This window comes from Curtobacterium sp. SORGH_AS_0776 (assembly GCF_031453355.1).
In the GTDB taxonomy this organism is placed as follows: domain Bacteria; phylum Actinomycetota; class Actinomycetes; order Actinomycetales; family Microbacteriaceae; genus Curtobacterium.
The window spans coordinates 967026-988323 of sequence record NZ_JAVIYU010000001.1; the positions used below are offsets into that span (position 1 = coordinate 967026).

The window sequence follows — 21298 nt, forward strand, 5'->3', positions numbered from 1 at the left end:
CCTCAGGCGGTGGTGTCCTCGAGCGCGTCGAGCGTCGCGACGTCCTCGGCCGACAGCACGAAGTCCACGTCGGCGTTCGCGGCGATGCGCGACGGCGTGGTCGACTTCGGCAGCGGCAGGACGTCCTTCTCGAGCAGGTAGCGGATCGCGACCTGGGCGACGCTCTTGTCGTACTTCGCCGCGATCTCGGCGATCTGCTCGTTGTCGAGGAGCCCACCGGTGGCGAGCGGGGAGTACCCCTCGGTGAGGATGTCGTGCTCGCGGTCGAAGGTCGTCGTCTCGTCCTGCGTGTTGCCGATGAACCAGCGGATCTGGTTGGCGTGCGGGACGACGTCGGTGCGGCCGAGCAGGTCCTCGAGGTCGGCGACGGCGAAGTTCGAGACGCCGATGCTCTTCGTCCGGCCGGCGTCGTAGACCTCCTCGAGGACCTTCCACACCTCGACGTTGCCGTCCCGGTGGTCCGACCCCATGTCGCTCCAGGGCCACGGGGCGTGCACGAGGTACAGGTCCACGTGACCGAGGCCGAGGTTGCGGCTGGACTCGTCGAAGGCCTCGCGCGCGCCGGACGCGGTCTTGACCTCGGCCGGGAGCTTCGTGGTGATGAAGAGCTCGTCGCGCGGGATGCCGCTGTCGCGGACCGCCTCGCCGACGCTGGCCTCGTTGCCGTACGCCAGTGCGGTGTCGATGTGGCGGTAGCCGGCGTCGAGCGCGGCCTTGGTGGCGTCGTAGGCGTCGGCGCCGGACGGGATCTGCCAGGTACCGAACCCGATCTTCGGGATGTGCAGGCCGTTGGACATGGTGAACGTGTCGATGAGAGCGGGCATGCACCGGACAGTACGCCGCGCGGACGTCGGTCGGGTCGTCTACCATTCGAACACACGTTCGAACGAGGAGGGCGAGATGATGCTCACGCAGGAGGTCGCCACGCTGTGGTGGGACCGCGGTGTGCCGGTCCGGATGGTCTGGCGCGAACGGCGGTGGCGGGTCTCCGACACCCCGACGCGTCTGACGGCGACGGCGGAGTACCTGCCGTCGGCGGTGACGCACGCGCCGGAGCACACGGTGGGCTGGCGGTTCCAGGTGAGTGCCGACGACGGCGACGACGTGGTGGTCGTCGACGTCGCGCCGGACGGCACGGGGTGGGTCGTGGCGCGGACCTGGCGCTGAGCGCCGCGGGTGTCCGGGCGTGCCGGGGTTCGCCGGGTGATCAGCCCAGCACGTCTCCGGCTCGCTGGTAGAGCCCGGTCGCCAGGTCCGCGAGCACGCCGAGCAGTGCTCCGCCGTGCGTCCGGTCGACCTCGGCGAGCACCTCGGCGTACCGCTGGCGGTGTTCCCGCACGACCCGCTCGCCCTCCGGCAGGAGCCGCAGCAGCGATCCGCGCCGGTCGTTGGGGTTCGGAGCGCGCTCGAGCAGGTCGGCGGCCGTCATGCGGTCGATCATGTTCGTCACGGCGCCCGAGGTCAGCCCGAGGTACCCGGCCACCTCGGTGGGGGTGGAGTAGCCGGTGTCGCTCACGAGCACCAGGGCGCGCAGGGCGTTCTCGTGCACGCCGGCCCGCGCGCTGAGCTGTCCGACGAGGCTCGCGTTCGCGCGCACGACCGCGTCGAACGCCGCGATGAGGTCGGCCGCGTCGGTCGGGTCGGTCGGCGGCGCAGGGGTCACGGGTTCCTCGCTTCGGGTCGGGTGCGTTGGCGTCCCTCGCACTGGGGTCAGTATACGAGTGGTCAATTTGATGAATGACTGACTATCTTGATGATCGAAGCAAACGAGCCCGAGCCGATTGCTCCTCCACTTCCCTGAACGCCCGACCGAAGAGGTTCCCGTGTCCGACAAGCTCCGCAGCTCCGCCCTGAAGCGGATCCGATTCGCCCCCGTCGCACTCCTCGCGGGCATCTTCGCCGCCGTGCTGCTCTCCCTCTCGCTCACCGGCACCCTCTCCGGGTTCGCCGCGAGCATCACCAACAGCAGCAACACCGCAGCCAGCGGCACGCTCACGATGCAGGAGCAGAACGCGGGCGGCACCGTCACGTGCACGAGCACCGACGGCGGCTCGGTCTCGACGAACTCCGCCACGTGCTCGACGATCAACAAGTTCGGCGGCAGCACCACGATGACGCCCGGCAACACCGTCACGACCGCGATCTCGATCAAGAACACCGGCACCGCGAACGCCTCGACGTTCACCTTGACCCCGGGTGCCACGTGCACCCAGTCGGCCAACGGGTCGGTGAACGGCACCGCGACCGACCTCTGCGCGAAGATGAACCTCGTCATCTCCTCCGGCTCGACCACGGTGTTCAGCGGCACGCTCGCCAGCTTCAAGGGCGCGGCCGCGTCGGCGTTCACGATGCCCGCCGCACCCGCCGCCGGTGCATCCGTGCCGTTCAGCTTCGCCGTCACGCTCGACTCCTCGGCCGGCAACACCTACCAGGGCCTCGCCGCCTCCGTGCCGATGACCTGGACCTTCACGGCCTAGCCACCCCGACCGGCGACGCTCGACCGACCCCCCTCCGGTCGAGCGTCGCCACCCATCACCCCACCCCGTCCCGCCCCCGCCCCTCCCAGCCGCACACGACCGGAGCCGCAGATGAGCCAGACCGCCGCCATCCCGCTCAGCGGCACGCTCGACCGTCCGCTCCTCGGCGGCCACACCGCCACCCGCTTCGAGACGGTCCTCGCCTGGACGGTCGCCGCGGTCGCCGCCGTCCTCCTCACCGCCGCCCTGCTGTTCCTGTCCGCCGGCGGGCGGTGGTTCGTCGTCGAGACGCCGTCGATGGGCGAGGCCGCGCCGGTCGGCACGCTCGTCCTCGACCTGCCCGTGGACGTCGCCACCCTGCGCGTCGGCGACATCGTCTCCTTCGAGACCGCGGCCAACCCGGGCGTCGTCTACACCCACCGCATCATCGACGTCGATGCCGCCGGACTGCACACCCGCGGTGACATCAACGGCGCGACCGACCCGTGGACGCTCACGCAGGAGAACGTCATCGGTTCCCCGGTGCTCCTCGTCCCGAACCTCGGGTGGCTGTTCCGGGCGGCGCCGCTCCTGCTCATCGGCACGTTGGTGATCTGGACGCTCACGAGCGTGTTCACCGACCGGGTCACCCGCACCTGCCTCCGCATCGCCGGCGGTGCACTCACGCTGTCGTACGCGGCCTTCATCCTCAAGCCGTTCGTCAACGTCACGACCATCACGAACTCGGCCACCCGCGGAGGCGTCGAGGCCACCATCGTGTCCTCCGGCATGTTCCCGGTCCGGGTCGAGGCCCGTGGTGCCGAGAGCGTCCACCTCGTCGACGGGCAGGTCGGGCACATGGTCATCCGCGAGCTCACGAGGAACGGGCACTACCAGCTCACCTCGAACATCGACCTCGGGCCGGTCGGGTGGGGACTCCTCGTCGTCGCCTGCCTCGTCCCGCTCGTGCTCTGCCTGGCTGTCGGTCGGGTCGAGGCGGTGCGTCCCTCGTGAGACTCCGCCGCCTCCGTGACGGTCGCGTCGTCGCCCTCGCCCTGGTCCTCGCCGTCGCCGTCGTCGGCCTCGCCAACGCGTTCGCACCGACGCGGTCCGCCTTCAGCGCCGTGGTCGCGAACACCGGCAACAGCGCCGCGACCGCGCCCTACTTCACCTGCGCCGCAGCGGTCGGTGCCGACACCTCGACCGCCCTCTTCGCCTACCGTCTCGGCGAGGCCTCCGGTTCGACGACCGCCACGGACTGGTCGGGCAAGGGCCTGAACGGCACCTACCAGGGCTCGATGACGGCGACCACGCCGAGCCCGAACGCCTGCCCGCGTGACGCCGGGAGCTCGTACGCGCTGAACGGTTCGACGAGCTTCGTCTCGACGCCCCGGTCGTACGCGAACCCGACCACCTTCAGCGAGGAGGTCTGGTTCCGCACGACGGTCGCCGGCGGCATGCTCGTCGGGTTCGGCAGCAACCAGGTCGCCGCATCCGGGCAGCACGACCGCCAGGTCTACCTCAACACCGCCGGGCAGCTCGTCTTCGGCACCTACAACGGGACGACCCAGGTGGTGACGTCCCCGAAGGCGTACACGGACGGCGCGTGGCACCACGTGGTGGCGACGATGTCCGCCGGCACCGGCATGCGGCTCTACGCGGACGGTGCCCTCGTCGCGTCGAACGCGGCCTTCACGACGCCGGAGAACTTCACCGGGTACTTCCGGGTCGGGTACGACACCGTGTCCGGGTGGCCCGGGCAGCCGTCGAACTTCGCCTTCACGGGGTCGATGCGGTACGCGGCGGTCTACGGCTCCGTCCTGTCGGCGACCCAGGTCGCGAACCACGCGGCGGCCGGTCGCTGAGACGCCGACGGACGGGAGGCGCGGTGCCAGCCGGCACCGTCCCTCCCGTCCGCCTGTCCGTCCGTCGGGTCCGTGTCGTTACGCGATCGCCATCTCGTTGGGCACGCCGGGCAGCACGTCGCTCGAGGCGATGGTCTCGCCGGTCGTGAGGTCGACCGCGTGGACCCGCCGCTCGGCAGGGTCGGTGACGTACGCGACGTCGCCGGCGACCTTCAGCGCCGGGTGAGCGTCCTGCCACTCGGCCGGTCCCTCCCACGCGTCGATCACCGGGAAGGAGCCGAGCAGCTCACCGGACGTCGTGTCGAAGGTGTGCAGCGCGCCGTCGTCCCCGAGGACGACGGCCTCGTCCTCGGGGCCACGAGCGAGGTCCCGGAACGTGTAGCCGACGCCCTCCGGCACGTCGGCGACCCGGTAGGAACCGGATGCCGCGTCGATCAGGGCGATCTGGTGGAGGAGGTACCCCTCGCTGTCCGGGTCGTCGTTGTAGTCGCCGAGCGCGATCGAGGACGTGTCGGTCGTGAACAGGTTGCCGGTCCGGCCGTACTCGGTCGGGGCGTCGAGCTTCGTGAACGCGCCGTCGTCGTACACGAGTGCCCCGTCGGCGCACCCGAAGACCGCGACGTCGCCCTGGACCGCGCCCTCGCCGTGCACGTTCGGGCACTCCTCGGAGCGGGTGGTCTCCTTCCCGTCCGCATCCAGCGCACGGACCCCGCTGCGGGACTCCTCGTCACCGATGGTGGTGAGCAGCGTGCCGTCCTCCAGCACGATCGCGACGCCGTGGTGCGCGGCCTCGGACTCGGTCGTCTCGGTGTCGGGCAGTTCGGCGCCGTCGAGTTCGGTGTTGTCGAACGTCGTCACCTGGCCGGTGCCGTCCGCGAAGAGCGCCGTCCGGTCGCCGTGGACGACCGCGTGGCCCCCGGTGTCGGCGGGGAAGACCGCGTCGGTGAGGGCCGGATCGGCCGCGGTGTCGAGCACCCGGAAGCCGCTCGGCACCGTGACGAGGACGTGCCGTCCGTCACCTGCCGGGTTGACGCGGGTGAACCCGTCGACGGCGTCGTCGGTCAGGACGCGCAGGTCGTCGTCGAGCACGAGGAGGCCGCCGTCGTACGTGAGCGTGATCCGGGTGCCGTCGGCGCGCGCGGTCGCGGTGCTCGTCGGCTCGGAGGGGGAGGTGTCGGCGGCGCAGCCGGTGAGGGCAAGGGCGGCCGCGCTGAGCAGGGCGACGGGAAGGGCCGCGCTGCGGAGTGATCTGGTCGTCATAATTGTTACTGTACTGATTCTCATTCTCAATTACGAACCGACAGTCCGTCGACGATCGCCTCGGTGTTCGACCGCATCATCCCGAGGTAGGTGGACGCGGGTCCGTCGGCCGTGAGCGACTCGGTGGCGAGGGAGCGGATCTCGACGTGGACGTCGACCTCGTCGGCCAGCACCTGCGCCAGGCGTGCGGGCTGGGACGCATCGGCGAAGACGGTCGGGACGCCCGCGCCCTCGATCGCCTCGGCGAGGTCCCGCAGGTCAGCCGCGCTGGGCGAGGCGAGCGTCGTCCCGCTCGGGATGACGGCTCCCACCACCCGGAAGTCGTACCGGTCGGCGAGGTACCCGAACACGTGGTGGTTCGTCACCAGGGCGCGCTGCCCGGGTTCGAGCGCGCCGAAGGCCTGCTCCATCTCCCCGTCGAGCACGTGCAGGGCGTCGAGGTAGTCCGCGGTGCCCGTCGCCCGGACGCCCACGTCGCGGAGGTCGTCGTCGAGTGCCTCGACGACGTCGACCATCCGTGCGGGGTCGGTCCAGAGGTGCGGGTCCGGGCCGCTGTCGTCCTCGGTCGTCCACTCCAGGGCGTCGATCGCGTCGCCGGCTGTGAAGACCGGGACGCCGTCGTCGGCCGCGGCCCGGACGTGCCGGGCCACGCCCTCCTCGAGGCCCAGCCCGTTCTCCACCACGAGGTCGGCGGTGCGGAGTCGCGCGGCCTCCTGCGCGGAGACCTCGAACGAGTGCGGGTCCGCCCCGGCGGGCATGAGCACCATCACCTCGGCCGCGTCGCCGACGACCTCCGAGACGACGTCGCCGAGGATGTTCGTGGTGACGGCGACGAGTGGCCGGTCCTGCCCGGGAGCAGCGGTGCACCCGCTCGCGCCGAACGCGACACCCACGACGGCGAGGACCGTGACGACGACGGCCCGTGTGCGTGCCCGCGTCACAGTCCGACCTCCGCGAACGCGACCGGGGCCACGCCGAGGTCGATGGCCCGGGCGACCCGCGCGCCGTCGGCGAAGTCGATCTCGTGCACGGTCCCCGTCCCGCGGTCGGCCAGGTAGGCGCGGTTCGCGTCGAGCTGCAGCAGGGGCGGGGCGTCGCCGGCGACGAGTGGGTCGGTCGCGACGATCGCTCCGGTGGCGAGCGTGTGCACCACCACCCGCCCGGTGTCGTCGACGCCGACCACGTGCTCGTCGGCGTCGTCGACCGCGGCGACGGCGCGGAGCGGGCGCTCGGTCGGCACCAGGCGCCACGAGTGTTCGCGGCTGTCGAGCAGCCAGAAGCCGGCGTCACCGGCCAGCCCCGCGACCGTCGGTCGTCCGGCGCGGGCGGCGAACGAGGTCGGCCGTTCGGCGCCGTCGGGTAACGGCACCGCCGTCGCGCCGTCGTCGTCCACGACCACCGCGCCGTCGGAACAGCCGACGACCGAGCCGGCCCGGGTGACGATGCCTCCGGCCGGGTCGGTGCACGCCGCGTCGGTGCCGGTCGGCGAGCCGTCGGCGTCGAGCACCCGGACGACGTCGTCGGTCGCGGCGACGAGGCGGTCTCCGCCGGGGAGCAGGACCCGTGCATCGATCCGGGTCCGTTCCTCGACGGTCCCCTGGCCGAGCGCGGCCCGGTCGAGCACGACCGCCTCGTCCCGCTCCGGCCAGGTGATCGTCGTGGTCGTCTCGGAGGAGTGCACCTCGACCGGACCGCCCCCCGCCAGCGTGCCGACGACCCGCGGCTCCGCCGCGTAGTAGTGGGTGTGGTCGCCGTGGTCGACCGTCCAGGCGCCACCGTCCACGATCGTGGTGCGGCTGTCGGAGCTCGTCACGAGGAACCGGCCGTCGGTGGCGGAGTGCGTCGGCACGTCGACGTCGTCGAGCGCGGTCGACTCGCTGCTGAGCAGGTCGTGCAGTGCGGTCTCGCCCGTCCCGGAGACGGCCAGGAGGCGCAGCTGCGGTTCCCGGGATTCGCTCGCCCCCTCGACGAAGCCGTGTGGCCGGGCGGTCGCGCTGGGGTCGCCGGGGTCCGTGCCCGACGAGCAGCCCGCCGTCGCGACGGTGAGTCCGACGACGAGGCTCGTCGTGAGCAGGGTGCGCGTGGGAGCGCGCCGGGTGGAGTGGGTCATGCTGCCTCTCGAGGTGCTGGTAGTGCGGTCGGTGGTTCCGTCCCGGGGGTCCGGTCCCGGACCCGGGTGCTGAGCGACGCGGCCGTGCGCGAGAGGCCGACCCCGGCGACGGCGACGGCGGCGATGCTCGCTCCCGCGGCGGTGCCGAGGTGCCACGAGACGAGCAGCCCGACGAGGATGGCCGCGATGCCGATCCCGGCGGCGAGCACCATCGTCGAGCCGACGTGCCGGGTCCACGCACGGGCGGCGGCTGCCGGGGCGAGGAGCAGTCCGACGACGAGCAGCGTGCCCACCGCCCGGTACGAGGCGACGACCGCGAGCGTGACGAGCCCGACCAGCACGATCTCGGCGGCCCGTGGGCGGAGGCCGAGGGTCGCGGCCTTCCGGACGTCGAACGCCGCTGCCGTGAACGGACGGTGGAAGAACACCGCGGTCCCGAGCGCCACCGCGACGGCCATCGTCAGGCCGGTGAGGTCCGCACGGGTGACGGCGAGGACGTCACCGAACAGGATCGCGGTGACGTCGGTCGCGAAGGACCTCGAGGAGGAGACGATGATCACCCCGAGAGCGAGCATGCCGACGAACAGGAGCCCGATCGACGTGTCGTACGAGAGCCGGGCCCGACGGCGGAGTGCGCCGACCCCGAGCACCATCACCGTGGCGCTGGCGGCGGCGCCCAGCGTGACGGGGAACCCGGTCAGCGAGGCGATCGCGACGCCGGGGAGCATGCCGTGCGACAGCGCTTCGCCGAGGAAGGCCATGCCGCGGACGAGCACCCACGTGCCGACGACCGCGCAGAGCACCGCCGCCAGTCCGCCGCCCACGAGGGCGCGGACCATGAAGTCGACGGAGAGGGGATCGGTCAGCCAGGTCACGGTCGGAGACGCTACATGAAAATGACTATCGATACTGATAGTGTCCTCAGGTGCCCACGACGACCGCCGCCTCCACCCTCCACGTCGCCGGACTCGTCGTGCGACGCGGCGACCGGACCGTCCTGGACGGGGTCGATGCGACCTTCCCCGCCGGTGCGGTCACCGCGCTGACGGGGCCGAACGGCTCCGGCAAGTCGACGCTGCTCGACGCGCTCGCCGGGGTCGTGACGCCGGATGCCGGGGCGGTGACGCGCCGCACCTCCGTCGGCGTCGCCTACGTGACCCAGTCGGTCCCGCCGAGCGCGCTCCCGCTCACCGTCCGTGCCGCGGTCCGCATGGGCCGGTGGTCCGGCCGTCCGTGGTGGCGACCGCTCGCGCGTGCCGACCGCGACGTGGTCGACGAGCAGCTCGACCGGATGGGGATCGCGTCCCTGTCGGACCGGCCGCTCGACGAGCTGTCCGGTGGGCAGCGTCAGCGGACCCTCGTCGCGCTCGGACTCGCGCAGCGGGCGGGGGTGCTCCTCGTCGACGAGCCCACGGCCGGGGTGGACGCCGAGTCGGGTCGGCTCGTGGTCCGCGCGCTCGCCGACGAGGCAGCGTCCGGGGTCGTGGTCGTGCACGCCACGCACGACCCGACGGTCATCGCCGGAGCGGACCGGGTCGTCCGGCTCGGCTGACCGTGGCGGCGCCGTCCGTCGGGACCGTCAGGGGCAGGCGACGGCAACGGAACCGGTCGCGGTCGTCTCCGCCGGAGCGGCGGCACCTGCCGGAGCGGGGACCGCGGGAGCGGCGACCTGCGCCGGGGCAGCACTCGAGCGGCGCGCACCCAGCGTCACGAGCACGATCGCCCCGACGACCGCGACCCCGCCGGCGAGCCAGAAGTCGACGGCCAACCCGAACGACGACACCGCGGCGCCGCCGAGCACCGACCCGGCCGCGATCGCCAGCTGGATCGTCGTCACGAACAGTGCGAGCCCGGTCTCCGACCCCGCGGGCGACGACGTGGACATCCAGGTCTGCATGCCGAGCGGCAGTGCTCCCCACACGAGGCCCCACACGACCAGCAGGACGAACACCCCGACGACCGAGTGTGCGAGCAGCGGGAGCAGGACGACTGCGCCGGCGAGGACGAACTTCGCGGAGCCGATCGTGCCGAGGACGCTCCGGCCGAGCGTGAACCCGGCGACGAAGTTCCCGACGATGCCCGCGATGCCGAAGACCAGCAGCGCGATCGTCACGGTGTCCGCACCGACCCCGACGAGGTCCTGCAGGTACGGCGCGATGTAGGTGTAGGCGGCGAACTGCGCGGTGAAGAGGAACGCGGCACCGATCAGGCCGACCCGGGCCCTGCGCACACCGAGCAGCGACCCGAGCGTGCCGAACCGGACGCGCTGCTGGGCGGGGATCCGCGGGAGCATCGCGAGCTGCAGACCGAGCGCGACGAGCCCGAGCACGCCGCCGATCACGAACGCCAGCCGCCACGTGGCGAGGGACGACACGAGTGCGCCGAGGGGCAGGCTGACGACGGTCGCGACCGAGACGCCGGCGGTGATGAGGGACGTGGCGCGGATCACGGACTCGGGGCGCACGAGGCGTCCGGCGATCCCGGCGCCGATCGCCCAGAACCCGCCGATGCCGACGCCGAGCAGCATCCGGGCCACGAGCAGCACCCAGAACGAGGGCGCCACCGCTGCGAGCGCGTCCGCGGCGACGAGCAGCACCGTCAGGCCGACGAGGACGACCCGGCGATCGAGCGCCGATGTCCACACGGTGACGACCGGCGCGGCGACCGCTCCGACGAGGCCGGTCGCGACGACCATGAGCCCCGCGGTGCCGACACCGACGTCGAGGTCGGCGGCGATGGCCGGCAGCAGGCCGATCGGGAGGAACTCGGACAGGACGAGGACGAACGATCCGAGTGCGACGGATGCGACGCTGAGCCACCCATGGCGCGTTGCTGACGAGGTCATGCGGGCGTCAAGCACGCGCCCGCGCGGTCCATTCCCGCGTGACGGGTCGGGTCAGGCGTCGAGGGCCCGGCGCGCGGCGGCGACCACCTCGGCGTCGGTGACCAAGTGCGCCGAACCGTCGTCCGCGCCGCCCATCGGCACGCCCGCGTGGGCGCTGTCGGCGGCGGGCCGCTTCGCCGAGAGGTGCACGGCGGCGGCCCCCGTCGCGACCAGGGCGGGGACGTCGGCCGGGGTGACACCGGCGCCCGCCATGACCTGCACGGGCCCGGCGGCGTCGACCATGCGCGTGATGGTCGCGGCACCGGCCACCGCGGTGGGCGCGGCCCCCGAGGTCAGCACCCGGGTGAACCCGAGGTCGGCGAGGGTGGCCGCGGCGGCGACGGGGTCGGCCGCGTGGTCGATCGCCCGGTGCAGGGTGACCTCGGCGGTCGCGCTGACCGAGCGTGCGGCGTCGACGAAGCGCCGGAGGGCGTCCTCGTCGAGCGTGCCGTCCGGACGCAGGGCACCGACCACGACGCCCGCTGCCCCGGAGCGCAGGACCGTGCGGACCTCCCGCACCATGAGCTCGACCTCGTCGGGGGTGTGCACGAAGCCGCCGGGACGACAGCGGACGAGGGCGTGCGCGGGGATGCCAGTCTCGTGGGTCGTCTCGACGAGTGCCTGGGACGGCGTGAGACCACCGAGCTCGAGCCCGACGCAGAGCTCGACACGGTCGGCGCCGCCGTCCCGTGCGACGATCGCGCCGGCGGGTGCGGTGACGGCGATCTCGAGGGCGACGGGGGCGGCGGTGGTCACGCGATGGCTCCGAGCGGTTCGTTCGACGGCGGGATGATCCGGGCGCCGAGGTCCGGCGCCGACGGGAACACTCGATCGTAGGGGAACATCGGCCGGACGATCCTGTGGTGTCCGAGCCGCTCGAGGTCCTGGTCGACCCCGCCCGGCGTCAGCGCGAGCATCCAGTCGGCAGCCATGTCGAAGAGCTCCGGCTCGAGGTACCCGATCTTCACGATCACCACGTCGGCGTCCCGCGGGGCGAGGTCGAGGTCGGTGAAGTCGTGTTCGTGGTGGTACGGCTTGCGGAGCGTCGTCAGGATCGCGAACACACTGCCGACCTGCAGCACCACCTCGGTCTCGGCGTCGCGGTCGCCGTGCTTGATCGCGTGCACGCGGCCGGTCATCGTGATCGGCCCGGCGTGGACGGCGTCGACCGACGCCCCCGCCGTCACGGTGACCGTCGCACCGACGCCGGCCTCCACCGCCGCCGCGACGGCCGCGGGGCCGGGGACGCTCGCGTAGATCACCGTCGGGCCGTCGGGCTCCGCGAAGGCCGGGTTCGCCAGCACCTGCGTGAGCCCCCACGTCATGTCGCCCGAGCCGCCGGCGGTCGGGTTGTCGCCGGAGTCGGACACGAAGAACGGCCTCGCGGCGCCCGGCGCGAGCGCAGCGGCGAGGCACTCGTCGAACGTGCCGGTCGGTGCGACGAACACGAAGTCCTCACGCACGTCCCAGAAGGCCCGCGCGAGTCGTTCGGCACCCGCGGCGACGGCGTCGGCGTCCCAACCCGTGACCACGGTGACCGCGCGGTCGCGGGGCTGGTCCGCCCAGGCGTAGCCGACCCAGATCGCCGCGTCGAGCACGCCCTCGGTCTGCTCGACGAGCGGCACCTGCGCGTACAGCGACGCCGCGGGCTCGAGGCGCGTCGAGGTCTGCTCGCCGGGCAGGAGCACGGGGATCGGCACCCAGGCCTTCAGCGGGCGCTGCTGCCCGACCGGTCGGGTGGTCAGCACGTCGACCAGGTTCCGGACGGCGCGCTCCTTCGTCTCGAGGGCGTCCTCGTGCGGGGCCATCCGGTAGCAGGTGACGAGGTCCACCTGGTGCGCGAGCTCCGCCGTGACGTTGCCGTGCAGGTCCATCGACGCCGACACGATGACGTCGGGACCGATCACCGTGCGGATGCGGCCGAGCAGGTCGGACTCGGCGTCGTCCAGGCCCTCGACCACCATCGCGCCGTGGATGTCGTACCAGAGCCCGTCGACGTGCTCGGCCTCGACGATCGCCGCCAGCCGCGAGACGATCTCCGCCGCGAGCGACTCGTACGAGTCACGGTCCACGATCCCGCCCGGCAGCGCGTGCCCGATGAGCGCCCCGCGGAAGTCGGCGTGCGCCGACAGTGGCCCGAGGAAGTCGTAGCGGGCCACGACCTCGTCCCCGCGGTCCGGGTGGAACGCCGGTGCGTGGGTGCGCGTCGGCGTGAACGTCGAGGTCTCGATGGCGAGACCGGCGATCGCGATGACCGGACGGTGGGTGGCGGGTGCGGTGGACACGGGCTCAGACACGGACGTTCCTGTTCCTGGTGGTGGACTGGGGGATGGGCGCGGACAGTTCCTCGAGCGACGCGGCGAGCCCCCGCTGCAGGGCGAACTGACCCGCCCCGACGAGCCCGGCGTCCGCGCCGAGCGAGACCGGCTCGATGACGAGGTGCTGCGTCATGAGCGGGTGGCAGCTCTCGTACAGCTGGCTCCGCACGGCGGCGATGAACGGGTCGAGGGTGGAGAGGATGCCGCCGAGGTACACGGCGTCCGGGTTGAAGAAGTTGACGTTCGCGGCGAGCACCTCGCCGAGGTACCGGCCAGCGAGCCGCACGGCCCGGGTCGCCTCGGGGTGGGCGTCCGAGGCCAGGCGGACCACGTCGGCGGTCGAGGAGACGTCGACCCCGGCGTCCGACAGGATCCGCACCAGGGCGGCTCCGGACGCGACGGTCTCGAGGCACCCGGTGTTCCCGCACGAGCACGGGGTGTCCCCGGCGGCGTCGATCCGGACGTGCGTGATGTCCCCGGCCGAGCCCGTCGCCCCGCGGTACAGCCGACCGTCGATGACGATCCCGGCCCCGATCGCCGAGCCGGCCTTGATCGTGATGGTCTGCCGCCGGCCCGGGTCCTGCACGGTCTGCTCGCCCGCCGCCATGCAGTTCGCGTCGTTGTCGACGACCGCCGGCAACCCGAACCGCTCGGTCAGCCACGACGCCACCGGGAAGCCGTTCCACCCCGGCATCCGGCTCGGCAGGTCGACCACGCCGGCCTCGACGTCGACCGGGCCCGGGAGGCTGAGGCCGACGCCCCGCAGCCCGTCACGACCGCGCTCGTCGGCGAGCCGCTCGAGCAGGGCGGCTAGCCGCTGGAGTCCCGCGGTCGGGCCGTCGGAGAGCGCGAACGGGACGTTCGCGACCGACTCGAGCGCGCCTCCTGGCAGGACGATGCCGATGCGCGCGTGCCCGCCGCCGACGTCCGCGGCGACCGCGTACTCGTCGACGCCGCCGATGCGGAGCACCTTGCGGGGGCGGCCGCCGGTCGAGACGTCGGTGCCCTCCTCGGCGAGCAGCCCGTGCGACAGGAGTTGCGCGACCACGTGGGACACGGTCGAGGGGGCGGCGCCGAGCAGCGCGGCGATCTCCGTCCGACTGGAGGCCTGCCCGGACGCGACGAGCTCCAGGACGCGGGCGCTGAGGTCCGGCACGACTTTCTCCAATCCGGGCGGAACACGGCGGGTGACCACCGACTGCCGCGAGCCTAACCGGCAGATCGACCGGTCCACCCTTTCGCCCGAACGGCAGAAACGAACTATTTACACGGAGATGTTTGTTTTTCCAACGGCTTTGGACATTGACTGTCCCCGTGCCGCTCGGCACGCGTGCTCCACACCCCGAACCTCCCACGCACCAGGAGACACACATGACCAAGCCCCGTCGCTGGGCGCTCCTCACCGGAGCCGCGATCGCCGTGAGCGCGTTGCTCGCCGGCTGCTCCGGGGGCGGCAACGCCTCGTCCAGCAGCAGCTCCGACACGATCAACTACGCACTGCCGGCCAACTTCACGCCGAACTGGATCCTCCCGATCGGCACCGCAGCGCACCTCAACACGAACAACGGCTCGATCGCGCAGTCGCTGTACGAGCCGCTCGTCGCCTACGACGGCTCCACCGGCAAGATCGCGTGGAACAAGGCCGGTTCGGTCGCGACGGACGCGACGTTCGCGAGCGACTCGAAGAGCGTCACGGTCACCCTCGGCGACCGGCACTGGTCCGACGGCAAGCCGATCACGAGCCGGGACGTCGAGTTCTGGTTCAACCTGATCAAGGCGAACAAGGACGAGTGGGGCTCCTACTCGAAGGGCAAGGCGCCGGACAACTGGACCTCCTTCACGGCCGACGACGACACGCACTTCACGATCACGTTCGACAAGGCGTACAACCCGGACTGGATGCTCGCCAACCAGCTGAGCCACATCATCCCGCTGCCGCAGCACGCCTGGGACAAGACGAGTGCGAGCGCGAAGGTCTCCGACGCCGACGAGACCACGTCCGGTGCGAAGCAGGTGTGGAAGTACCTCAACGCCGCCGCCGGCAAGATCTCCGACTACGCCAGCGACGACCTGTGGAAGACCATCTCCGGGCCCTACGGCGTGAAGACGTTCACCACGGCGGGCAAGGTCACCCTGACGGCGAACACGAAGTACGACGGCGGCGAGAAGCCATCGATCACGACGGTCAACCTGCTGCCGTTCACCACGACGGACGCCGAGGTGAACGCGGTCCGCTCGGGCGAGGTCGACTACGGCTACATCAACGCCACCGACATGGACCAGAAGTCGTCCTTCACGTCGAAGGGCTACGACGTGCAGCCCTGGACCGGCTGGGCGATCACGTACATGCCGTACAACTTCAACAACCCGGACATGGGCGCCGTCTTCAAGCAGCTGTACGCCCGCCAGGCCGTGCAGATGTCGATCGACCAGACCTCGCTCTCCAAGGTCGTCTTCAACGGCACCGCCACCTCGACCTACGGACCGATCCCGCAGGCGCAGGAGTCCGACTACGTGTCGAGCACGCAGAAGGACAACCCGTACCCGTTCAGCACGAAGAAGGCCAAGGCGCTGCTCGAGTCCCACGGGTGGGCGGAGCAGGGCGGCACGATGGTCTGCACCGACCCCGGTACGTCCGACAGCCAGTGCGGCGAGGGCGTGGAGCAGGGCACGAAGTTCACCATGAACGTCCTCTCGCAGTCCGGCTCGACCGTCACCGACAACATGATGAGCGCGATCCAGTCCTCGCTCGCGAAGACCGGCATCGGCTTCACGATCAAGACCGCGCCGGTGTCGAGCGTCCTGTCGCAGACCCCGACCTGCACGAGCGACGAGGCCAGCTGCGACTGGGACCTCTCCTTCTTCGGCACCGCGGGCAGCTGGTACTTCCCGGCCTACCCGACCGGTGAGTCGCTCTTCCAGACCGGTGGTTCGGCGAACTTCGGCTCGTACTCCAACGCCGACGTGGACAAGCTCATCGACGCGACGACCACGTCGCCCGACGCCACCGCCGTGCAGGACTACAGCGCCGCGGTCGCGAAGGACCTGCCGGTGATCTGGCTGCCGAGCCCGGACTACCAGATCTCGGTCGTCAAGCAGGGGCTGACCGGGTTCGACCAGGACTCGCTCGCCAACTTCCACCCGGCCCAGTGGAAGTGGTCGAAGTAACAACCTGACACCCCTGGAGGCGCGGCGCGGGTCCGACCCGCACCGCGCCTCCCGGGGCCCACCGCACCAATCCAGACGACGGAAGCCGCATGACCACAGCTATCTACCTCACCAGGCGCGTCCTGCAGGCGCTCGCGGTGATCCTCATCGTCACGATCGTCGTGTTCTGCCTGCTGCACGCCCTGCCGGGCGGCCCCGCCCGCGGCGTGCTCGGCGTCTCCGCGACGCCCGCGCAGATCGCCGCGTTCAACACGGCGCAGGGGCTCGACCAGCCGCTGCCCGTGCAGTACCTCCGGTTCCTCGGCCGCCTCCTCGCCGGCGACCTCGGCACGTCGTACACGCTCAACGAGCCGGTCTCGCAGCTCATCACGGAGCGGCTGCCGAAGACCCTCGTCCTCACCGGGATGTCCGCGGTGCTCGGCATCGTGCTCGCGATCCCGGTCGGCATGTGGCAGGCGGTCCGGCGCAACGGCGCGGTCGACTACGCGGCCACCGCCCTGGCCTTCGTCTTCTACTCGACGCCGGCGTTCTTCCTCGGGCTCGTCCTCATCATCGTCTTCAGCCAGCAGCTGCCCTGGCTGCCGTCCCAGGCACCGAGCGGGAACACCCTCGCCGAGGTCTTCCAGGACCCGGCCGGGCTCGTGCTCCCCGTCGTCACCGGTGCCCTCGCCATGATCGCCGTCTTCAGCCGGTACATGCGGGCCTCGACGCTCGAGAACCTGCAGGAGGACTACGTCCGCACCGCCCGCGCCGGCGGAGCCTCGACCGCGGCGATCCTGCGTCGGCACGTGTTCCGGAACTCGCTCACCCCGGTGGTGGCGATGCTCGGGTACTACCTGCCGGTGCTGTTCGGCGGGGCGCTCGTCACGGAGCAGCTGTTCAACTACCCCGGCATGGGGCTCCTCTTCTGGAACGCCGCGCAGACCTCGGACTACCCGACGCTGCTCGGGTGCGTCCTCGTCATCTCGATCGCGACCGTGGTGGGCACACTGCTCGCCGACGTCGCGCAGTCCCTGATCGACCCCCGAGTGAAGGCAGGCCGAGCATGAGCGCCGTCCAGATCGCACCGGAAGCGCCCGGCGCGCCCGTCGTCGTCGCCGCCACCGGCTGGCGCCTCGCCGTCCGCCGCTTCCGCCACAACACCCTCGCGGTGATCGGCCTCGTCGTCATCGTCGTCATCGTGCTGTTCTGCTTCGTCGGCCCGTTCCTGTACCCGACCGACCAGACGCACACCCAGCTCTCCCAGGCGAACCTCGCCCCCGGCACCGCGCACCTGCTCGGCACCGACGCCGTCGGGCACGACGTGCTCGGCCGGCTGATGTTCGGCGGCAAGGTGTCGCTCATGGTGGGCATCGCCGCCGGCGTCCTCGCCACGGTCGTCGGCACCCTCTGGGGCTCGATCGCCGGGTACGTCGGCGGCTGGGTCGACGCGGTGATGATGCGCGTGGTCGACGCCGGCATCGCGATCCCGGCGCTCTTCATCCTGCTCGTCATCTCGGCGATCACGACGCCCGGTGTGTGGGGACTCATCGTGATCCTCGGCTTCGTGTCCTGGCTCGTGCCCTCCCGGCTCATCCGCGCCGAGACGCTGACGCTGAAGAACCGCGACTACGTGCTGACCCTCCGCGCGATCGGCGGGTCGCACGCCCGCGCGATCGGCCGCCACCTGCTGCCGAACTCGGTGTCAACGATCGTCGTCGCCGCCACGTTCCAGGTCGCCGACGCGATCCTCCTCGTCGCCTACGTCTCCTACCTCGGGCTGGGCGTGCAGGCACCCGCGACGGACTGGGGTGGCATGCTCTCGGCAGGACTCACCGCCGCCTACTCGGGGCGGTGGTGGCTCATCGTGCCACCGGGTCTCGCCGTGATCCTGGTCGTCTGCGCGTTCAACGCGGTGGGCGACGGGCTCCGGGACGCCTTCGACGTGAGGGGCCGTTGATGTCCATCCTGACCACCACCGACCTCGGGGTCTCCTTCAGCACGGAGTCCGGCACGGTCGACGCCGTCCGCGGGGTCTCCCTGCACGTCGAACCCGGTGAGACGCTCGCGCTCGTCGGGGAGTCCGGTTCCGGCAAGTCCACCGTCGCCCTCGCCGCGATGGGGCTGCTGTCCGGCAACGCCACCGCCGCCGGCAGCGCGGTCGTCGACGGCCACGAGATCGTCGGCGCCGCCGAGCCCGCCCTGCGGTCGCTCCGCGGCAGCACCGTCTCGATGGTCTTCCAGGAGCCCGCGACCGCCCTCGACCCCCTCACCCGCGTCGGGGCGCAGATCGCCGAGGTCATCCGGAACCACGGCGACGTCTCGGCAGCGGACGCCGCGGCACGGGCCGTCGACCTGCTCGACCGGGTCGGCATCCCCTCGCCCGCGCAGCGCGCCAGGGCGTTCCCGTTCCAGCTGTCCGGCGGCCAGCGGCAGCGCGTGGTCATCGCGATGGCGATCGCGAACTCGCCGAAGCTCCTCATCGCCGACGAGCCGACGACGGCCCTCGACGTCACCGTGCAGGCGGAGATCCTCGAGCTGCTGCGTCGCCTGGCGGCGGACACCGGCACGGGAGTCCTGCTCGTCACCCACAACATGGGCGTCGTCGCGGACTTCGCGGACCGGGTCGCGGTCATGTTGCAGGGGTCGATCGTCGAGACGGGCTCCGTCGAGGACGTCCTGCTCCGGCCGCAGCACGAGTACACGAAGCGGTTGCTCGCGGCGGTGCCGCGGCTGGCCGTGGCCGAGGCCGGTGCGGCCGTCGCGTCGGGTGCGTCCGGTGCGTCCGGCGTGGCAGTCGCGTCCGTCGCGTCCGTCGCAGACGTGTCGGACGGTTCGGACGGGAGGCGCGGCGCGGCCCCGGTGGTCGACCTGCGGGACGTCTCGGTGACGTTCGGGCGCGGGGCGCGCGCCGTCCACGCGCTGCAGGGCATCGACATCGCCGTGCACGCCGGCGAGACCGTCGGCCTGGTCGGCGAGTCCGGTTCCGGCAAGTCCACCGCGGCCCGGGTCGCGCTCGGCCTCGTCAAGCCGACGTCCGGCAGTGTGCACCTGTTCGGCTCCGACCTGCGCACGGCGCGTGGTCGCGACCGCCGAGCGCTCCGGTCGGGCATCGGCGTCGTGCTGCAGGACCCGGTGGCGTCGCTCGACGCCCGGATGTCCGTCGCCGAGTGCATCGCCGAACCGCTCGCCGTGCACCGTCGCGGCATGTCCTCCGCCGACCGTCGGAAGCGCATCGACGAGGTCCTCGACGCCGTCCGGCTGCCCCGGACCCTGGCGTCGCGCGCACCCCGCGAGCTCTCCGGTGGGCAGCGGCAGCGCGTGTCCCTCGCCCGGGCGCTCGTGCTCTCCCCGCGGCTGCTCGTGGCCGACGAACCGACCAGTGCGCTCGACGTCAGCGTGCAGGAGACGGTGCTCGAGGTCCTCCGCGAGCTGCAGGACGACCTCGGGTTCGCGTGCCTGTTCGTCTCGCACGACCTCGCCGTCGTGCAGCAGTTCGCCGAGCGGGTCGTCGTGATGCGCCAGGGCGTCGTCGAGGAGCAGGGCACGACGGGTGCCACCCTCATGCACCCGACCACCGACTACACCCGACGGCTGCTCGCCGCCGTGCCCGTCCCCGACCCGGTGGTGCAGCGGCAACGCCGGGTCGAGCGACTCGCCACCCTCGGGGCGGTGACCGCGTGAGCGAGGTCGTCGCCGGCGTCGACGTCGGCGGGACGAACACGAAGGTGGTCCTCGCGACCCCGGCGCTCGAGGTGATCGACCGCATCGACCTGCCGACGCCCGCCCACGCGGGTGGCGCCGCGATCGTGACGGCCGCCCTCGGTGCCGTGACGGACCTGCTCGACCGGCACGGCGCCTCCGTGACCGGTGTCGGGGTGGGCGCTGCCGGCGTCGTCGACGCGAGCACGGGGACGGTGCTCGTGACGGGCAACTCGTTCACCGGCTGGGCTGGTTACGGCGTGACGGACGCGGTCACGTCGGCCCTCGGCGTCCCCGCGACGCTCGACAACGACGTGAACGCGTTCCTGCTCGGCGAGGTCGCCGCCGGTGCCGTGGCGGGGGAGCCGGACGTGCTCGGCATGACGCTCGGGACCGGGGTCGGCGGTGCGCTCGTGCTCGGCGGCTCGCTGTTCGCCGGGCCCCGAGGTGCGGCGGGCGAGATCGGCCACGTCCCGGGCTTCGGCGACGCGGTGTGCACCTGCGGGCAGGTCGGCCACCTCGAGACCATCGCCGGGGCGCGCGGCATCGCCGACCGCTACGCCGAACGGACCGGGCGCCGGGTCACCGTCCGCGAGGTCGCCGACGCCGCACGCGCCGGGGACCCCGCCGCCGCCGCGGTGTTCGAGACCGCCGGCTGGGGGCTGGCGCGTGCTGCCCTGCTGACGGCGGGGATCCTCGACGTGACGACCATCGTCATCGGCGGCGGGATCGCGCGGTCGTGGGACCTGCTCGAGCCGGCCATCAGCGCTGCCATCGCCCTGGAGCCCCCGGTGAGCGGGGCGCCGATCCGGTTGGCCCTGTCGTCGCTGGGGTCCGACGCCGTGGCGCTCGGTGCCGCTGCGCAGGTGCGGGACCTGGTGCTCGGGAGCGCGCCCGCGCGCTGAGGCGACCGCTTCCCGGAACGACGAGGAGCCGGCCTGGACCACCTGATCGCGTGGCCCAGACCGGCTCCGGTCGTGGGTGCTGTCGGCGGGAGGACCGCCGACGGTCGGGTCAGACCCGACGGGCGCCGACGCGGGGGAGCAGCAGGCCGAGCACGATCATCGCGACGGCGAGCACCAGGTGCAGCACGTTGTCGGCGCTGTTGAGCGGCACGAAGTTCGCCGGGTCGGCCATGCCGGCGGTGAACAGTCCGTAGACGAACAGGACCGCGTAGACGATCCCGCCGACGAGCAGGTAGAGCCGGGCGCCGCGAGCGCTGCGGGCCGCGAGGAGCCCGACGACGCCGAACAGCAGGTGGACGATGTTGTGGAGCACGGACACCTGGAACGTGCCGAGCAGGAGTGCCATCGAGCCGTGGCCGGCCACCGACATCGTGCCCATGTCCATCGTGAGTCCGGGGATGAACCCGGCGATGCCGACGATGAGGAAGACGATCCCGAAGACCAGGGCGCCCTTCTGCGTCCAGGTGGAGCCATTGGCGGTGCGGTTCGTTGCTGCGTTGCTGGTCATGATGCGACCTCTCTCTCAACGAGGGCCGGAACGCCGGTGCGCCGGTCCGGGCGCTCATGACGCCCACAGTGCATTCGGAGCAC

General features: G+C 72.1%; 21 protein-coding genes. 10 read left to right on the plus strand and 11 right to left on the minus strand.

The features are described 5' to 3' along the window. Positions 1-2: 2 nt before the first annotated feature. Positions 3-824, minus strand: a complete 822-nt coding sequence (locus tag QE359_RS04890; RefSeq protein ID WP_309777954.1) for an aldo/keto reductase — start codon at positions 822-824, stop codon at positions 3-5. A 76-nt stretch (positions 825-900) separates the two neighbouring features. Here QE359_RS04890 and QE359_RS04895 point away from each other — a divergent pair, with 76 nt between their 5' ends. Then, positions 901-1167, plus strand: coding sequence for a hypothetical protein (locus tag QE359_RS04895; RefSeq protein WP_309777955.1), 267 nt, complete (start codon positions 901-903; stop codon positions 1165-1167). A gap of 40 nt (positions 1168-1207) precedes the next feature. Here QE359_RS04895 and QE359_RS04900 read toward each other — a convergent pair whose 3' ends face one another. Continuing rightward, a complete protein-coding gene (locus QE359_RS04900) occupies positions 1208-1663 on the minus strand; it encodes a MarR family winged helix-turn-helix transcriptional regulator (RefSeq protein ID WP_309777957.1) in 456 nt (151 codons plus the stop codon). A gap of 160 nt (positions 1664-1823) precedes the next feature. Between QE359_RS04900 and QE359_RS04905 the strand changes: the two genes are divergently transcribed. The 3 genes from QE359_RS04905 to QE359_RS04915 all read left to right on the plus strand — a co-directional run bounded on the left by QE359_RS04905 (position 1824) and on the right by QE359_RS04915 (position 4321). Then, entirely contained in the window at positions 1824-2477 is a 654-nt protein-coding gene (locus QE359_RS04905) for a hypothetical protein (RefSeq protein ID WP_309777959.1), read from the plus strand. A 111-nt stretch (positions 2478-2588) separates the two neighbouring features. Next, complete coding sequence (locus QE359_RS04910) at positions 2589-3470, plus strand: S26 family signal peptidase (protein ID WP_309777961.1); 882 nt, start codon at positions 2589-2591, stop codon at positions 3468-3470. Beyond that, positions 3467-4321 carry a LamG domain-containing protein gene (locus QE359_RS04915; RefSeq protein WP_309777962.1) on the plus strand — a complete coding sequence of 285 codons (855 nt, stop codon included), beginning with the start codon at positions 3467-3469 and terminating at the stop codon, positions 4319-4321. The genes QE359_RS04910 and QE359_RS04915 overlap by 4 nt, the downstream gene beginning before the upstream one ends. 78 nt (positions 4322-4399) lie before the next feature. On the opposite strand, the gene QE359_RS04920 is transcribed toward QE359_RS04915, so the two are convergent. Genes QE359_RS04920 through aztB form a run of 4 tightly spaced genes read right to left on the minus strand, consistent with a single transcriptional unit; the run spans position 4400 to position 8566 of the window. Beyond that, positions 4400-5581: a hypothetical protein gene (locus QE359_RS04920; protein ID WP_309777963.1), complete on the minus strand. Its 1182-nt coding sequence runs from the start codon at positions 5579-5581 to the stop codon at positions 4400-4402. Between the two features lie 26 nt (positions 5582-5607). After that, positions 5608-6522, minus strand: a complete 915-nt coding sequence (locus tag QE359_RS04925; protein ID WP_309777964.1) for a metal ABC transporter substrate-binding protein — start codon at positions 6520-6522, stop codon at positions 5608-5610. Next, complete coding sequence (locus QE359_RS04930; RefSeq protein WP_309777965.1) at positions 6519-7691, minus strand: ABC transporter; 1173 nt, start codon at positions 7689-7691, stop codon at positions 6519-6521. Before QE359_RS04930 ends, QE359_RS04925 begins: the two co-directional genes overlap by 4 nt. Further along, entirely contained in the window at positions 7688-8566 is an 879-nt protein-coding gene (gene aztB, locus QE359_RS04935) for a zinc ABC transporter permease AztB (RefSeq protein ID WP_309777966.1), read from the minus strand. The genes QE359_RS04930 and aztB overlap by 4 nt, the downstream gene beginning before the upstream one ends. Positions 8567-8616: 50 nt before the next feature. On the opposite strand from aztB, the gene aztA reads away from it, so the two are divergent. Continuing rightward, complete coding sequence (aztA, locus tag QE359_RS04940; protein WP_309777967.1) at positions 8617-9243, plus strand: zinc ABC transporter ATP-binding protein AztA; 627 nt, start codon at positions 8617-8619, stop codon at positions 9241-9243. A gap of 27 nt (positions 9244-9270) precedes the next feature. On the opposite strand, the gene QE359_RS04945 is transcribed toward aztA, so the two are convergent. Genes QE359_RS04945 through QE359_RS04960 form a run of 4 tightly spaced genes read right to left on the minus strand, consistent with a single transcriptional unit; the run spans position 9271 to position 14049 of the window. Beyond that, positions 9271-10536, minus strand: coding sequence for an MFS transporter (locus QE359_RS04945; protein ID WP_309777969.1), 1266 nt, complete (start codon positions 10534-10536; stop codon positions 9271-9273). Positions 10537-10587: 51 nt separating this feature from the next. Beyond that, positions 10588-11331: a copper homeostasis protein CutC gene (locus QE359_RS04950; protein WP_309777971.1), complete on the minus strand. Its 744-nt coding sequence runs from the start codon at positions 11329-11331 to the stop codon at positions 10588-10590. Beyond that, the gene (locus tag QE359_RS04955; RefSeq protein ID WP_309777972.1) at positions 11328-12872 is read right to left on the minus strand and encodes a M81 family metallopeptidase; all 1545 of its coding nucleotides are present in this window, start codon (positions 12870-12872) and stop codon (positions 11328-11330) included. The genes QE359_RS04950 and QE359_RS04955 overlap by 4 nt, the downstream gene beginning before the upstream one ends. Beyond that, the gene (locus tag QE359_RS04960) at positions 12865-14049 is read right to left on the minus strand and encodes an ROK family protein (RefSeq protein ID WP_083295119.1); all 1185 of its coding nucleotides are present in this window, start codon (positions 14047-14049) and stop codon (positions 12865-12867) included. Before QE359_RS04960 ends, QE359_RS04955 begins: the two co-directional genes overlap by 8 nt. 215 nt (positions 14050-14264) lie before the next feature. Between QE359_RS04960 and QE359_RS04965 the strand changes: the two genes are divergently transcribed. The 5 genes from QE359_RS04965 to QE359_RS04985 all read left to right on the plus strand — a co-directional run bounded on the left by QE359_RS04965 (position 14265) and on the right by QE359_RS04985 (position 20647). Then, positions 14265-16061 carry a peptide ABC transporter substrate-binding protein gene (locus QE359_RS04965; RefSeq protein ID WP_309777975.1) on the plus strand — a complete coding sequence of 599 codons (1797 nt, stop codon included), beginning with the start codon at positions 14265-14267 and terminating at the stop codon, positions 16059-16061. 89 nt (positions 16062-16150) lie between these two features. Then, positions 16151-17110: an ABC transporter permease gene (locus QE359_RS04970; RefSeq protein WP_309777977.1), complete on the plus strand. Its 960-nt coding sequence runs from the start codon at positions 16151-16153 to the stop codon at positions 17108-17110. Beyond that, positions 17107-18000, plus strand: a complete 894-nt coding sequence (locus QE359_RS04975) for an ABC transporter permease (protein ID WP_309777979.1) — start codon at positions 17107-17109, stop codon at positions 17998-18000. The genes QE359_RS04970 and QE359_RS04975 overlap by 4 nt, the downstream gene beginning before the upstream one ends. Next, the gene (locus QE359_RS04980; RefSeq protein WP_309777981.1) at positions 18000-19724 is read left to right on the plus strand and encodes an ABC transporter ATP-binding protein; all 1725 of its coding nucleotides are present in this window, start codon (positions 18000-18002) and stop codon (positions 19722-19724) included. The genes QE359_RS04975 and QE359_RS04980 overlap by 1 nt, the downstream gene beginning before the upstream one ends. Continuing rightward, positions 19721-20647 carry an ROK family protein gene (locus QE359_RS04985; protein WP_309777982.1) on the plus strand — a complete coding sequence of 309 codons (927 nt, stop codon included), beginning with the start codon at positions 19721-19723 and terminating at the stop codon, positions 20645-20647. Before QE359_RS04980 ends, QE359_RS04985 begins: the two co-directional genes overlap by 4 nt. Positions 20648-20756: 109 nt before the next feature. Here QE359_RS04985 and QE359_RS04990 read toward each other — a convergent pair whose 3' ends face one another. Continuing rightward, positions 20757-21215, minus strand: coding sequence for a DUF4383 domain-containing protein (locus tag QE359_RS04990; RefSeq protein WP_071296449.1), 459 nt, complete (start codon positions 21213-21215; stop codon positions 20757-20759). Positions 21216-21298 lie beyond the last annotated feature (83 nt).

Excerpts from the sequence above, each read along its gene's own strand:
- QE359_RS04890 (WP_309777954.1), bottom strand. The coding sequence starts at position 824 with ATGCCCGCTCTCATCGACACGTTCACCATGTCCAACGGCCTGCACATC.
- QE359_RS04895 (WP_309777955.1), top strand. The coding sequence starts at position 901 with ATGATGCTCACGCAGGAGGTCGCCACGCTGTGGTGGGACCGCGGTGTG.
- QE359_RS04910 (WP_309777961.1), top strand. The coding sequence starts at position 2,589 with ATGAGCCAGACCGCCGCCATCCCGCTCAGCGGCACGCTCGACCGTCCG.
- QE359_RS04920 (WP_309777963.1), bottom strand. The coding sequence starts at position 5,581 with ATGACGACCAGATCACTCCGCAGCGCGGCCCTTCCCGTCGCCCTGCTC.
- QE359_RS04930 (WP_309777965.1), bottom strand. The coding sequence starts at position 7,691 with ATGACCCACTCCACCCGGCGCGCTCCCACGCGCACCCTGCTCACGACG.
- QE359_RS04945 (WP_309777969.1), bottom strand. The coding sequence starts at position 10,536 with ATGACCTCGTCAGCAACGCGCCATGGGTGGCTCAGCGTCGCATCCGTC.
- QE359_RS04965 (WP_309777975.1), top strand. The coding sequence starts at position 14,265 with ATGACCAAGCCCCGTCGCTGGGCGCTCCTCACCGGAGCCGCGATCGCC.
- QE359_RS04970 (WP_309777977.1), top strand. The coding sequence starts at position 16,151 with ATGACCACAGCTATCTACCTCACCAGGCGCGTCCTGCAGGCGCTCGCG.
- QE359_RS04975 (WP_309777979.1), top strand. The coding sequence starts at position 17,107 with ATGAGCGCCGTCCAGATCGCACCGGAAGCGCCCGGCGCGCCCGTCGTC.
- QE359_RS04980 (WP_309777981.1), top strand. The coding sequence starts at position 18,000 with ATGTCCATCCTGACCACCACCGACCTCGGGGTCTCCTTCAGCACGGAG.
- QE359_RS04990 (WP_071296449.1), bottom strand. The coding sequence starts at position 21,215 with ATGACCAGCAACGCAGCAACGAACCGCACCGCCAATGGCTCCACCTGG.